The following is a 14391-nucleotide window of genomic DNA, read 5'->3' as shown; positions in this document are numbered from 1 at the left end:
GGACCCATACGCCGCGGCCGTCGTGTTGAAGCGACGATGGGCAGACATCTTCTCTAAGCAACTACGCCCTGTGGTTATGGGTCCCTGCGTTCGCAGGGACGACGTTCGTCATAGCACCACTCCGCGCGAGTGCCGCATTCACCAGCGCGCGATAGCCCCGTTCAGCAAACGTCGTTGGGCGATCGAGTCCTAACCGCGCCAGGCATTCGCGGTTCGAGGCATCCGGCGGCTGGGTCACCCCCTGCCACAGCAACCCGGGTAGAAGCAGCGGCATCCGCTGCGCTTCCCGCAGCAACTGCAAGGCCGGTATCAGCCGCTGCTCGACCTCAGTAAAATCGCTACCGAATGGAAACGGCGGCAGCAGTCCGTCCTCGCGCGCAGGCTTCAAGGCATCCGCTATCCGCTCCGGAAAGTTCTCGAGATGCGCGCGCGGAATTTCGAACTCCTTCGGCAGCTTGCCGGCATCCTTGGCGATCTTCACCAGTTCATCCTGGAAACGGGAATCCGTCACCGCGAGCATCGCCGCGATGGTCTCGGCGTCCGATTTGCCCCTGACATCGGCAACACCGTATTCGGTGACGAACACGTCGCGCAGATGCCGCGGGATGGTCTCGTGACCGTAGTTCCAGCGGATGTTGGAGTGCGTCCTCCTGCCCGCCTGCCGCGTCGCTTCCAGCGTGAGGACCGAGCGTGCGCCTTGAAGCGCGAACGCCTGCGCGACGAAATTGTACTGGCCGCCGACGCCGCTGACGACCTGGCCATTGTCGAGACCGTCGGAGACTGCCGCCCCCATCAGCGTCGCCATCATCGCGTTGTTGACGAAGCGGGCATCGATGCGCGCGCGGCGCTTGGCGTCCTCGTCGCCATAGAGCTCGTTGGTGAACGATACCGGCATCATCTGGACGCGCGCGAGTTGCTCGGGCGGCATCTCGCGCAACGCGCGATAGAACGATTTCGGCCCGAGGAAAAATGCGCCGTGCAGCACGACGCCGTCGACCTCGCGCTTGAGAATATCAGCCTCGATCAGGCTGAGAAATGCCTCGATCAGCATTTCGCTGACCCCATACAGCCCCTTTGCGAACGGCGCGCTCTCCATCGGCTCCACGCCGGGCGCGAGCCGCTTCATGATGGCGCGGAACTGCGCACTGTCCCGATGACGGACGATCAGCCCCCGCGCCAGCGCATCGCCGACTTGCCCGATGCCGATCTGCAGTGTGCCGCCATCGGGTACGAGACTAGTGGCGTGAAGCCCGATCGCGTATTTGGTGTCGCTGACCGGCTCGGCCGGCGGGGCGAACAGCGGGAAATCCGTCGCGGGGCTGTCGAGCACGGCGGAAAATTCTTCCCCTGGCAGATCGCCCGCACCCGGCATGAACGGCAGTTCTGAATTGACTTGCGCGAACACTTTGAACGAAGCGCGCCCCTCGGCGCGGGCGCGCAGCAGATCAAGCGCTGTGTCGGTGTTGCAGCTCAGGCTGTAACGCGTCGCGCCATCGACGACGCGCTTGGCCACCAATGGCGTGACGACATTGAGCCCGCGCGCCAGCAAATACGATGCAGCATGGGTATAGTTCGCGGAGATGTAATGCTGCTGCGCGAACGGCACGTGCAGCCATTTGCCGGCCAGGAAGAAAAACTCGATCACCTTGACGTTGGGCGGCAGTTCTCCGGCATGCAGTGCATTCGCATAGGCGAGGTCAGGATAACCACCAAACAGGCGATCGATCACCGGGCTGATGAAACGTTGTTCGAGCAGGCTCGAGGGCCGCGGCTTTTCCAGCGTCAGTGCCGAAAATAACGTCAGCTTGATCGAACGGTCGGCCAGTGCGCGTGCATACAGAGCGTTGACGACGTGGTTCGCCTTGCCGAGCCCGAGCGGCAATCCAACCACGAGATTGGTTCCGACATCGCGGATGATATCCTCCGCGATCGCTTCGGGATCGGAAAACAGCTTTGGCATCGAATGCGAACCTGGGCGTAGCTGGCAGGCAGCCGTCCTGGAATCGGACGCCAGAGCTATAGCCTATCTTCACCGGAGATTCGTCTGTGACGAACGGGCAACAGCCAAGCACGGATTTCACCGAATTAATGTACTGATGTCGCGCGGCAGTTTGCCTGTGGCCATGGTGCCCCCTAAACAGGTAGACGAACCGAGGATGTCGGCGGGGGCGGACGGACAGTGCATGATCCGGACATGACGGGTAACCGGCATTCCGGATCATGCTCACGTTCTTGTGTTGACTACGGAATCAAATGACCAGGCGCGCCGCTAGGGTTGGCTACGTTGAAAGACGGTTGCTTCGATCGGGCATTTGCCTTGTTGTGGCTTGCTTCGCGCTTGCCGCGCCAGCCGCGCGTGGTGAAAGCCTCCCCGAGGCGCTGGCCAAGGCCTACCAGACCAATCCCGCGCTCAATGCCGAACGCGCCCGCCAGCGCGCCACCGACGAGAACGTGCCGCAAGCGCTTTCGGGTTATCGGCCGCAGATCGTCGCTACTCTCTCCGCCGGCTTTCAGGCGGTGCGCAACCTCTTGCCCGACAACACCGTCCAGTCGGCGAACCTGAAGCCCTGGACCATCGGCGTGACCGTGTCCCAGACATTGTTCAACGGCTTCAGGACCGCCAACAGTGTACGCGTGGCGGAATTGCAGGTGCAGGCGGGTCGCGAGGCGCTGCGCAATGTCGGTCAGGGCGTGCTGCTGGATGCGGTCACGGTCTACACCAACGTTCTCGCCAACCAATCGCTGGTCGAAGCCCAGCGCGCCAACGTGGCGTTTCTGCAGGAAACGCTCGGCATCACCCAGAAGCGTCTGAATGCCGGCGACGTCACGCCCACCGACGCTGCGCAGGCCGAGGCGCGTCTGAGCCGGGGCCGCGCCGATTTGAATGCCGCTGAGGTCAATCTGGCTGTCAGCCAAGCGACTTATCTCCAGGTCATCGGCAACGCGCCCAACCTGCTCCGCCCCGCTGACACCGTCGACCGCCTGCTGCCGCGCAGCCGCGATGACGCCACCGGGCAGGCCTTCCGCGGGCATCCCGCCGTGATGGCGGCAAGCTTCGATTTCGACGTCGCCACGACTTCCATCCGCGTCGCCGAAGGCAGCCTGATGCCGACGATCACGCTGCAAGGCAGCGCCAGCCGTAGCAAGCAGTCGGACCCCACGCTCGGCACCCTGGGGACCGACCAGGCTTCCGTGACCGGCCAGCTCACGCAGCCGATCTATGATGGCGGCATGGCCGCCTCGCAGACCCGACAAGCCAAGGAAATCGCAGCCCAAAGCCGGCAGGTGCTGGACCAGGTCCGCAATCAGGCCCGCACCGCCGCGGTCGGCGCCTGGGTCGCCAATGAAGGTGCCAAGATTGCGGTCACGGCATCCGAAGCTGAAGTGCGCGCTGCCACCGTCGCGCTGCAGGGCGTACAGCGAGAGGCGGCGGGCGGCCAGCGAACTACGGTCGACGTGCTGAACGCGCAGCAGGACCTGATCCTGGCCAAGGCGCGGCTGATCGGCGCGCAGCGCGACCGCGTCATCGCCTCCTATACGTTGCTGAGCGCAATCGGCCGGCTCGACGTCAAGAATCTCGGCCTCAACACGCCGGACTACCTGCCGGAAGTGCACTATCATCAGGTGCGCGACGCCTGGCACGGCCTGCGGACGCCGTCCGGTCAGTAGGTTGTACTCCCCGTAACTTACCCTCCCTGGAGGGGCCCGAGACGAGCGAAGCTCGTGGGTCGACGCTCATGAAATGAGCGGCGGGGCGGGGTGATGGTCTCTCCACATCCAACAGTGCCCGAGTGGAGAGATCACCCCACCCGGTCTCGCATTTCGCTGCGCTCAATGCGAGCCGACCCTCCCCCTTCAGGGCCCTTCAGGGTAGGGTAAGAAAGACCGACTACAAGAAATGCTGTGGCTACCTCCCCCACGGTCGTGCCAGATCTTCTCGCCTATCATGCAATTAACCGGACGCTGATCATGTCCGGTATTTTCAGTCGCCAGCAACTCGCCTTGCCCTAAAACTCGGGTCCGTTCCCGCCCCCCTTTTGATGATCGATTTGCGAGGCCCTGTGGTTTCAAACATCCTGCGCTGGTCGGCCAACGGCCTGCTGGTCCTGTTCCTGTCGGTAATCCTCCTGATCACCTCATTTCGAATGGCGGCGTCGATACGCGAAACCAGCACGCGCGCCCAATTGGCGCCAGGGACCGGCCATCTGGTGCCGACGCGTTCGGGCGGTGTGTTCGTGCAGGAGAAGGGTCCGGCGAATGGCATTCCGGTGGTCCTGTTTCACGGCACGGCGGCGTGGAGCGAGCTATGGCGGCATACCACCGACGTGCTGGCCGCGGCCGGCTTTCATGTGATCGCGCTTGACCTGCCGCCGTTTGGATTCTCGGATCGTCCCGGCAGCTATACGCGGCAGGACCAGGCTTCCCGGATCAACGACGTGCTCGATACGCTGGAGGCCCCGCCCGCCATCATCGTCGGTCATTCGTTCGGTGCCGGTGCGGCGACCGAACTCGTGATGCGATATCCGGATCGGGCGCGGGCCCTGGTGCTGGTCGATGCGGCGCTCGGATTGACGGCAGCGCCATCGGCGGCGCCCTGGGTGATCCAGCCGCAATGGATCCGCGAAATCCTGGTGTCGCTGACCATCACCAATCCGATCGCGACGCAAATGCTGCTCCAATCGATGATCGCAAAGAAGGAGCGCGCGCTGCCGGAATATGTCGCGATCCTGCAACGGCCGCTGGCGCAGCGCGACAGCACGAGCGATATCGCCGACTGGCTATATTATTTCCTCGGCTCCGACACCAACGCCGCGAGCGCGGACCGCAATGCGTATGCGAAGCTGGAAGTCCCCGTCGCGATCCTGTGGGGCGACAAGGACACCATCACCCCGGTCGAGCAGGCCCACGATCTGCGAACGCTGCTGCCATCAGATACGGACCTGACGTTGCTGCCGGGGCTCGGTCACATTCCGCAAATCGAGGACCCCGGCCTGTTCAACGACGCCCTGCTCAAGACGATTGGAAAACTCTAGACTGGACCGAGATTCGAACCGGCCGGAGACATCATGGACATCATTAGATTGTGCGCCTGGGGCTACGCCGCCCTGCTCGGCTTCGTCATCCTCACCGGCTACATCCCGGCGTTCATCGATGCCAACGACATGATCTTCGGCCTGTTTCGCCGCACCTGGTATGCCGATGGGCTGCATCTGGTGTCGGCGCTATGGGCCGCCATTGCGGCGATGACCTCGCGCCGCGCCTCGGAATTGTTTTTTCAATTGTTCGGCGTGTTTTATTTTGCCGATGGCGTACTCGGCCTGCTCACCGGCAGCGGCTATCTCGACTTCGGCATCCTGATCAACGGCGTCCTCAACCTGCCGCTCTCGACGCGGTTTTTCGCCAACGCGCCGCATCTCGGCCTCGGTGGCATGGCCATCCTGATCGGCTATCTGCTCGCGCCGCGGACGCGGGCCGCCGTTCATGCTTAAGTGGCTGCGGCGCATCCTGGCTGTCGTCGCGATCCTGATTGCGCTGACGGTGCTTTTGCCACTGGCCTATATCGAGGGCACGTGCCGGCCCGCGGCCAGCACATCGACCTCGATTGCGCCGGCCGTCACCCTGCCCGCGATCGATGAGCCCGGCTACCGGCGCAAGCTGAACAACACGTTCTTCACGTTCCCCGAATGGTACATCGTCTACTCCTTCGAGGATTTCGGCCGTTTCCTCGACCGCTCCAGCGAAAGCCGTTTCAACTATCTTGGCCACATCTTCGGTTTCTGGCGCAGCTTCTGCACCATCAACCGCGCCGTGCCCGCAACAGGAGAATCGCTGGCCGAAGTGAAGACGATGATTTACGTGATCGGCATCAGCTATTCCGTCGAATACGCCGTCAAGGGATTCTACGAGAATACCATCGGCCGCGTGTTCGAATGGATCAGGGGCGAGAAGCGCACCCCGCAGGATGAATTCGGCCGCGCCGTGCTGCAGGATTATGCCGCATTCCTCTACACCGTTCCCTGGTACAAATACCCGTTCCAGGAGAAGCTCGACGGCCTGATGGCAATTTCGGCGCCGACGCCAAGTAGCTTGCGTAGCCGGGAGCGCGACTTCGCGCTCGGCGCGGAATACTTCGTCAAGATCGGTTACGCCGCGCTGATTCAGAAGGCGCTCGATGCCAGCAATGACACCGAGCCACGCGACATCATGTTTGCCGTCGCGACGCTGCCGCCGGAGGTACTGGCAAAAGAACCGCGCATCAAGCCGATCCGCGCGCTCAACGCACAATGGCAGCTCGTGCAGACGCCGCGCTACAAGGCGTTCACCGACATCCTGCAGCGGCTGCTGGATCAGGGTTATGGGGTTGCAGAGATCGCTGGCAATCACGACATCCTTATCACCGTGATCGCGCCCGACGCCGCCAAGCTCGACATCAAGGGTACGGCGGAGCTGTTTTCACTGGAGCTCGACGCGACGCCCGGCTTCCGCCGGGCGGGCCTGAAGGCAAGGATCGACCGTCTTGTCGATATCAACCGCGAGCTCAGGGCCAGGGGCGCAAGCATTGAGCACTTCTATGACTACTGACGGACGTCAGCGCGGCGGTGGGCGTTGGGGCCAGATTGCCGGCGCGATCGCCCTCGTCGTGTGCGGCTGGCTTGCCGTTGTCACCGCGTTGACCTTCGGCTCAGCCCCCGGCAAGTCAATGGCGATCATAGGTCCGCCGTCCCAGGCACTGGCCGCGATCACCAAGGCCAACGGCCGCATTCTTGCGTCGAACAACTATGTCACCATCGCGCGTTCCGACGACGCCGATTTCGTTGGCCAGCTCTACGCGGCCGGCGCGCTCTTGGTGCTCGACGCCGAACAGGCGGGCGGCTGCAGCGGCCTGCCGCCGAAGCGGTTCACCGCGCAGCTTTGAGGGATCAGGGTTCCAGCCTGGCCGGCCTGCCCTAGACGGCTTAACCCTTCTGTGCCTGCGGGTTATCTCTCGGCTTGAGTACCCATTCCGGCCGAAATATCTGTATAGTGGCGGCGGGCCGACCTTCCGGCCGACGGGCTAAAGACCATGATCAAGACATCAATGAACCGGTTGGTCGTGCCCCTGATAGGGCTTGTTGCGGCGACTGGCATCGGAACGATCGTCGCCATGCAGTACATTGGGCGCGAGCCGACTGCTGATAAGGCTGCAAGCGTCGCGCCAAAACCGGCCACTGACGAGCGCATTAAGGGGCCGGCACTGGCAAGCGTGCAGGCGGAGGCAAACGCCGTGGCAGCCGTGCTGGCCGGATCGATCGCCGCGCCCGAGAGCGGCGATGGCGGACCGGCGTTCGACGTCGCACGCGTCGAGCCGACCGGCGAAGCTGTGATCGCGGGACGCGCGGCGCCGGGCGTCACCGTGGAACTGCTGCGCAATGGCGAACTGCATGATCGCGCGGTCGCAGATCAATCCGGACAATTCGTTATGATCCCGCGCCCGCTTCCGCCAGGCACCTACGATCTGACGTTGCGCGCCAAGCAGCCCGACGGCAGAGAGATCGTGTCCAAGCAGAGCGTGACGGTGGCGCTTGAGCCGAACCTGAAGGAACGGCCGGTCGTGGCGCTGATGACGCCAAACAAGCCTACCGTCGTGATGTCACAGCCGACCCAGGCGAAGCCGGAAACCGCTGCGGTGGTTGTGGAGGCGGTCGAGATCGAGGCCAGCGGCAAATTCCATGTGAGCGGCCGCGCACGCTCAGGCGCTCCGGTGCGGCTCTATCTCAACGACAGCTTTATTGCGTCGGTAACGGCGGCGGCGGACGGACGCTTTGCCGTCACGATCAATGAAGGAATCGGCCCCGGGAACTATCGCGTAAGGCTGGACGAGGTGGATTCGAAGTCCGGCGTGGTGCGTGGACGCGCCGAGGTGCCGTTCAACGCGCCCGACCCGGTGGTTACCGCGTCGGTACCGCCGCGCGCCTCACCTTCCAAACCAGATTCCGTCGCCCTGCCGAAGTCTCAGGTGGCGGATGCCACGGCTGCCACCCTGCCGGACGTCACGAACTCCTCCAGCGTCGTGGTGCCGAAGATCACCACCACCACGGTATCGCGCGGTGACAGCCTGTGGCGCATCAGCCAGGCCACCCTCGGCGCGGGCACGCGCTATGCGACGATTTACAAGGCCAACCGAGAGCAAATCCGCAATCCCAACCTGATCTATCCCGGCCAGACCTTTGTCATTCCCAACCAGGAAGCCAATCCTTAAGGAGTGCTCAAACGGACTTTCATGCTCCTGCCGTTCTAAAAAAATGGCCTTCGAAAAACAACGAACGCGTCAAAGGCGCTGTTTGGTCGGCCCCGTACTCGGTGCTTGATGGCACCTTGGATGAATGCATCACCAAGTTTCTGGAGCAACCGCTCAGCCAACGTCATCTCTACGAGATTCATACCGTCCCACAGGGCGATTTGATCCCCAAAACAATCTCCGCCGAACTCGTCGTTGAACTTGCGAGGCTGCGCGATTTCTTGTGATGTCCATGATTACCATCTCGCTTTGCTGAGCGATGCACGATGCCTCCGGATGGCAGGCAGGCATCACGACGCGTACTTCTGGTAAAACGTATTCGTGAACAACTCGCCCGGATCATATTTCCGCTTCGCTGCGAAGAAATTGCTGATCTCCGGGTATGAGCGCTGCAACTGGTCTTTCGAATAGTAGAGCTGGTAAGGCAGGAAGAACCGGCCCTTGTGCGCGATGGTGAGGTCGATCAGTTCCTCCGTCGCCTTCTTCATCCGCCGGTTGCCCTCGTCGTCCGTGGTCTGGTTGATGTAGAGCACCAGCGAGAACGCCGGCTCCGGCGAATAAGTCAGGAAATTGTTTTCCTGATGCACGACCCGCACCGATGCATTCAGCAGATTGGTTTTGTTGTCGGTCAGCACCTTGCGCATGCCATCGACAAACGAGACGAACTGGCTGCGCGGGATGAAATATTCGTGCAGGATGTCGGTATCGTCAGGCAGCGAGTTACGCAAATAGGGCACGGAGTCGTGCATGGGGTCATTGCGGTTGACTAGACAGGCCTCCGCCGATCCGATCGCTTGCGCGCGCGTCACCGTGCAGTTTTCCATCCGATGCTCGATGTGCTTCTCGGACAGCCACTTTATTTCCTGAAACAGCGGCCCTTGCTTGGACAGGTTGATGGTCAGCCGCCGCAGCTTGGTGCCGCTGACCTCGCCGAGCGGCTGGCGCTTGAAATCGGTGCCGTCGATTTTGGTGTAGGTATAGAGCAGCAATTCCCTAAGGAACGTGCTCGGCGCGGTCGAGAGATGGCCGTACATCAGGCCGATATTGGCGTCCTTCTCGATCTCGCCGGCGAACAGCGCCGGAAATTCCTTGTAGTCCATCACACGACGGCCGGTCTGGTAGACGAGGTTGTCGGCAATATCGAGCTCGGCCTCGACGATCACGCCGAACAGGCCGTAACCGCCAACCACGAGGTTGAACAGATCCGCATTCTCGGCCGACGATACCGTGCGCAGCGAACCGTCCGCCAGCATCACCTTCATCGACTTGATCGATTTCGCGAGCGCGCCGGCCTGATGGTCCATGCCATGGGCATTGACCGAGATCGAGCCGCCGACGGTGAAGATGTCGGTCGACTGCATGGCGCGCACCGCAAAGCGCGGATGCAAGACGTTCTGGATGTCGTGCCAGGTCGCGCCCGGCTGCACGGTGATCGACCGCGCGCTCTCGTTCAGCACGATCTTGTTGAAGCCGCGCATGTCGAGCACAATGCCGCCCTTGCGGAAGGCGTGCCCGCCCATGCTGTGGCGGACGCCGGCGGTGGTGACGGAGAGCTTGTTGTCGCGCGCAAAGGCAAGCGTCTTTGCAATATCCTCTACGCTGCGCACCGCGACCACGCCGTAGATTTCGGTCTTGTTGAGACAGCTCGCATCATTGATGCTGCCGCCAAGCTGCGACCATTTCACGTCCTTGAGCGGCGCTATCGCCTTGATCCGCTCCAGATCGATTTTCGCCTGCTCGCCGCCGACCGCCGGGCCACAATCCTTTTCCCCGTTAGGATCGGCGGCCAGCGCCTGAAGCTTGCGGTAGCTGTAAACGCCGAGCAGCACGACGACCACGGCGGCCACGGAGACGCCGGTTTTGAATTTTTGCGAAAATTTCTGCATGAATTGATTCCAGGGGATTTGCGAGATATTCCGGGCGAGCGGATCTTTAGTCAAATTTGGGCGGCTTCTGGTTCGATAGACCGGTTGCGTTACCGAAGCGATAAGCCGGAGCGAACAAATGCAGAGCTGTCGCATACATGTGATGGGAGCATCGGGCGCGGGCGTCACCAGCCTCGGCCGCGCTCTCGCCACTGCGTTGGCCATCCCGCATCACGACACCGACGATTACTTCTGGCTGCCGACCGATCCGCCCTACCGGCACATGCGCGACGTTGGGGAGCGCCTGAAGCTGATGCGGGATGTCTTCCTGCCGCGCGTGGCCTGGGTATTGAGCGGGTCGCTTAACGGTTGGGGTGACGTGCTGATCCCGGATTTCGACGTGGTGATCTTTCTCACAACCCCTCGCGAGATACGATTGCAGCGGCTGCGCGCCCGCGAGGCTACCCAATTTGGCACTGAGGCGGTGGCGCCCGGTGGCCACCGGCATGCAGAGACCGAGGAATTCATCGAATGGGCGTCAGGCTATGAGGAAGGCAATGTGAGCCGCACTCAGGCAAAGCATCAGGCCTGGCTCGCCAAACTGCCCTGCCCCGTGCTGCGGATGGATGGATCGCGGCTGTTGCCCGAACTGGTCGCGGAAGTTCGCGGAACGATCGGCCGCCATGACGGCGGTCCGGCATGAGCGGCGCCTTCCCGCGGCCGACTTCTCCCGATATTCTCTCCGCGCAGACCGCGGTGAAACAATGCCGGTCGCTTGGGAAACGCTGAAGGTGACGGCAACACCCCTGTCCGAACCGCCAACAACAACACAAATCGCAGGGAGAACACCAATGCTGACGCGACGCAGTATGATGTTCGCCTCCATCGCAGCCGGAGTGATCATGAACAGTAGAACCGTCTCGGCCAAAGCGTCGCAGCCGGCGACGCCGGTGAATTTCGACGTTCCCGCGGGCGCCTGCGACTGCCACACCCATATCCACCCCGATCCCGAAAAATTCCCGTTCTTCTCCGGCCGCGTCTATACGCCCGAACTGGCCTCGCCCGAGGAAATGGCCGCCCTGCACAAGGCGCTGCACATGGAGCGCGTAGTGATCGTCACGCCCTCGATCTACGGCACCGACAATTCGGCCACGCTGTTCGGCATGGCGGCACGGAGGCCGACCGCGCGCGGGGTTGCGGTGATCGACGACAAGACGTCGGAGGGCGATCTCGATGTCATGGGCAAGGCCGGCATTCGCGGTGTCCGCCTCAACCTCGCAACCGGCGGCGTCAACGATCCGAGCGTCGCCCGTCCGCGATTTACGACCGCCGTCGAACGCATGAAGGCGCGCGGCTGGCACGTGCAGATTTACACCAACGCGGCGATGATCACCGCGATCAAGGATCTGGTGATGACCTCCCCGGTGCCGGTCGTGTTCGATCATTTCGGCGGCGCCAAGGCAGCCCTTGGTGTCGAGCAGCCGGGATTTGCCGACCTTGTGGATCTCGTCAAATCGGGCAAGGCCTATGTGAAGATTTCCGGGGCCTATCGCGCCTCCAAATTCGCGCCCGATTACACCGATTGCATCCCGCTCGCCAAGGCGCTGATATCCGCCAATCCCGACCGCATCGTCTGGGGCACCGATTGGCCGCACCCCAACTCGGTCACGCCTGCCGACAAGAAGATCACCGACGTCACGCCGCTGTTTCAGATCGACGACGGACTGCTGTTGAATCAGCTTCCGGTGTGGGCGCCGGATGCGGCGATCCGCAAGAAGATTCTGGTCGACAATCCCGCACAGCTCTACGGGTTCTGAAGCCCGGCACTCGACATCGCGGCCCGCTGCTGTCCGAACGGATCGCGGTCGTAATTGCGCAGCCAGTCACCGGCCTTGTGCAGGCCGCCGAACGGGAACAGGTGGAATCCGGCGATCGGCGCGGTTGCCGCCGCAGGCGCCGCTCGCAATCCCCTGACGACGTCGTCAGGTCCGGTGTCCGTCAGCAGGCGGCCGAACCGGCCGATCTGGGCCCGCAGCGCGCGCATGGAATTGCCGATGCCGCAGCGGAGCGCGAATTTTGTCAATGTCGCCGGCGTTGCCGGTCCTGCCAGGCCGACGATGACAGGCAGATCGATGCCCGCGCGATCGAGGGCGCCGATCCATTCCAGGATCGGCGTGCTTTCGAAGCAGAATTGAGTGACGACATCGACCCGCGCTCCCGTCCGCCGGCCCCAGTCGCGCCACACCTTGAGGCTGTTCAGCGCGTCCGGCAGATCGAGATAGGGGTGCCCCTCGGGATGACCGGCCACGCTGACGGATGCAATCGCGTGCGCCTCGAGCAAGCCGCTGCCAGCAACATCGCGTGTCGATTTGAACGGGCCTCTCGCAGCAGCGACATCGCCGGCGATCAGGAGGATGCGCGAGACATCGGCTTCGCCGCGCGCTCGCGCCAGGAAATCGTTGAATGCTTCCCGCGAGGCCATTTCGCGCGCCGCGATATGGGGCACCGGATTGTAGCCGGCGCGGCGCAGCGCGGCAGCCGTCTCAATGTTGTGGCGATAATTATCGCCGGGCAGGAACGTGATCGTGACGTCGGTGCCTCCAACGAAATGATCGCTCAGTTCCGCGACCTGATGCCCGCGCGAGGAGATTTCGACGGAGGCCTTCGGCAATAGTGCGACTAATCTGGCGGATGCTTGATCGGAGACGATCACGAGCGCCTCCTTTGTCATGCCGGCGCTCGGCGGCGCGAGATCACATAGGTCTCGTCGTTGAACCAGAGGCCGCCATGTTTCTTCAGCACGCGGTCGGTGGCTTCAAAATAGCGGCCATCGCGAACCACTTCCGACAACCTGTTGTCCTCGATCTGTGCCACATAGATCGCGGCGTTCCAGGCGGCGAACAGCGTCGAGGTGCCGATCGGGCCGCTGACCTCGTCCGGCAGCGTGTGCATGTGGTAGCGGAAGATCGAGCGTGCATCCGAGGACGCATTGAAATTGTAGTGGCGTGCGGCCGCGCCAAGCTCGTGCTTGACCTGGCGCAGGATTGCGTAGCGGTCAGTCTTGAAGGGATCATCGTCAGGCCAAATCTGGTCGATGATCTCGATGCCGGGATCCTTGCCATGCGAATGGATGCCGATCAGCCGCCCACCCGGGCGCAGCGCCTTGACCAGCGGTGTCACCACTTTCGAAGCCTTGAACTCGACGCTCGCCCGCGCCCGATAGGGTTGCGAGGCGATGACCAGATCGTAATCGGCCATCACGCGGCCGGGCCGCGGCATGATCGGATCGAGCAGGAAGGAATGATCCTCACGCCGCAGCGTCAGGATCACCGGGCGCTGATAAACCGGATTGCCCGTGGTCGGGCTGATGCCTGCGCGCCAGTTCTCGGCCAGGAAGCTCTCGAGCTCCCCGATCTGCTCGGCGAAACCGTGTGCGGTGTTCCCTGATAGCGTGACGTCTTTCCAGATCAGGCCTTGCGCTGACGTGACCGAACGCGGCGTCAGCCATGGCGCCTCGGCGTAATAGAGGTTGGTCACGACCAGCACGGTGGCGGGATGCTCGAACAGGCGGTCCGCCATTTTCTCCAGCATCAGGCGGACGTCTTCGTAAGAGATCTCCTTCGCCACGACATAGAGCGGCATGGTGGGAAATCGCGCATGTACCGCCCGCATCACCCGCGACAGCACGGTGCCGTCGCCGACGCCGGCATCGAAGATACGAAGCGCCGGCGGTGTCGGCTGCAGATTGCCGAGCTCGAGCGAAATGCGGTTGCCGACCTCGGTCTTCTCGCTGCAGGTCGAGACGAACAGCAGGTATTTTTGGCGGTTGTCGAAAAATCGGAAGCCAGGCGGCGCGACGGCATTGGCGGTGGCCGCGTCGTTCAGCGGTTTGGCCGAGAGCGAATTGGCTGGCGCGCCGTCCGATTCCGGCCGGTGCTCGGCGAGATAGGCGCGGACCTTGTCGAGCGTGCCGGTGGTGATCCGGGCGCCATCGCGCAACCGCGACACCAGCTTGCCGTCATTGACCACCAGCCGCCCGAAGGTCGATTCGGCCGTGCGCGTCTGGCGGCAATAGTCGCGGATTTCTCCGAGGATCTGTTCGGCCGTGGGCGCCGATTTCGCCGGCGGCGCGTGGCCGTTTTGCTGCCCCGCGGATCCTTGGCTAGATCCTTGGCTAGATCCTTGGCTTTCCTCGATCCGCATGGCTTGCTCCCGCGGTTGTCCTTGCCAGCATCAAGGAACGGCGGC

12 protein-coding genes are annotated in these 14391 nt (G+C 62.8%); 8 read left to right on the top strand and 4 right to left on the bottom strand.

Going from position 1 to position 14391, the window contains the following annotated elements:
- Positions 1 to 61: 61 nt before the first annotated feature.
- Positions 62 to 1960, bottom strand: coding sequence for an acetyl-CoA hydrolase/transferase C-terminal domain-containing protein (locus V1290_RS30945; RefSeq protein WP_334367878.1), 1899 nt, complete (start codon positions 1958 to 1960; stop codon positions 62 to 64).
- Positions 1961 to 2253: 293 nt separating this feature from the next.
- Here V1290_RS30945 and V1290_RS30940 point away from each other — a divergent pair, with 293 nt between their 5' ends.
- The 6 genes from V1290_RS30940 to V1290_RS30915 all read left to right on the top strand — a co-directional run bounded on the left by V1290_RS30940 (position 2254) and on the right by V1290_RS30915 (position 8239).
- The gene (locus tag V1290_RS30940; protein WP_334367877.1) at positions 2254 to 3669 is read left to right on the top strand and encodes a TolC family outer membrane protein; all 1416 of its coding nucleotides are present in this window, start codon (positions 2254 to 2256) and stop codon (positions 3667 to 3669) included.
- A gap of 392 nt (positions 3670 to 4061) precedes the next feature.
- Positions 4062 to 5033, top strand: coding sequence for an alpha/beta fold hydrolase (locus V1290_RS30935; protein WP_334367876.1), 972 nt, complete (start codon positions 4062 to 4064; stop codon positions 5031 to 5033).
- Between the two features lie 33 nt (positions 5034 to 5066).
- On the top strand, positions 5067 to 5489 hold the full coding sequence (locus tag V1290_RS30930; protein WP_334367875.1) for a hypothetical protein: 423 nt from the start codon (positions 5067 to 5069) through the stop codon (positions 5487 to 5489).
- Positions 5482 to 6582, top strand: coding sequence for a hypothetical protein (locus V1290_RS30925; protein WP_334367874.1), 1101 nt, complete (start codon positions 5482 to 5484; stop codon positions 6580 to 6582). The genes V1290_RS30930 and V1290_RS30925 overlap by 8 nt, the downstream gene beginning before the upstream one ends.
- Positions 6572 to 6916 (top strand): hypothetical protein, encoded by a 345-nt coding sequence (locus tag V1290_RS30920; protein ID WP_334367873.1) that lies wholly within the window; start codon positions 6572 to 6574, stop codon positions 6914 to 6916. The genes V1290_RS30925 and V1290_RS30920 overlap by 11 nt, the downstream gene beginning before the upstream one ends.
- Before the next feature lie 147 nt (positions 6917 to 7063).
- Positions 7064 to 8239: a LysM peptidoglycan-binding domain-containing protein gene (locus V1290_RS30915; protein WP_334367872.1), complete on the top strand. Its 1176-nt coding sequence runs from the start codon at positions 7064 to 7066 to the stop codon at positions 8237 to 8239.
- Between the two features lie 329 nt (positions 8240 to 8568).
- Here the strand turns inward: V1290_RS30915 and V1290_RS30910 are convergent, their stop codons facing one another.
- Complete coding sequence (locus V1290_RS30910) at positions 8569 to 10164, bottom strand: FAD-binding oxidoreductase (RefSeq protein ID WP_334367871.1); 1596 nt, start codon at positions 10162 to 10164, stop codon at positions 8569 to 8571.
- 118 nt (positions 10165 to 10282) lie between these two features.
- Here V1290_RS30910 and V1290_RS30905 point away from each other — a divergent pair, with 118 nt between their 5' ends.
- A complete protein-coding gene (locus tag V1290_RS30905; protein WP_334367870.1) occupies positions 10283 to 10846 on the top strand; it encodes a hypothetical protein in 564 nt (187 codons plus the stop codon).
- A 148-nt stretch (positions 10847 to 10994) separates the two neighbouring features.
- The gene (locus V1290_RS30900) at positions 10995 to 11960 is read left to right on the top strand and encodes an amidohydrolase family protein (protein WP_334367869.1); all 966 of its coding nucleotides are present in this window, start codon (positions 10995 to 10997) and stop codon (positions 11958 to 11960) included.
- Here the strand turns inward: V1290_RS30900 and V1290_RS30895 are convergent.
- Together V1290_RS30895 and V1290_RS30890 are read right to left on the bottom strand one after the other, a co-directional pair.
- Entirely contained in the window at positions 11948 to 12874 is a 927-nt protein-coding gene (locus V1290_RS30895) for a hypothetical protein (RefSeq protein WP_334367868.1), read from the bottom strand. The genes V1290_RS30900 and V1290_RS30895 overlap by 13 nt on opposite strands.
- Positions 12871 to 14346, bottom strand: a complete 1476-nt coding sequence (locus tag V1290_RS30890) for a hypothetical protein (RefSeq protein ID WP_334367867.1) — start codon at positions 14344 to 14346, stop codon at positions 12871 to 12873. Before V1290_RS30890 ends, V1290_RS30895 begins: the two co-directional genes overlap by 4 nt.
- Positions 14347 to 14391 lie beyond the last annotated feature (45 nt).

The sequence above is a fragment of the Bradyrhizobium sp. AZCC 1578 genome, from assembly GCF_036924675.1.
Taxonomy (GTDB): Bacteria; Pseudomonadota; Alphaproteobacteria; order Rhizobiales; family Xanthobacteraceae; genus Bradyrhizobium.
This window is presented reverse-complemented; position numbering and strand designations above follow the sequence as displayed.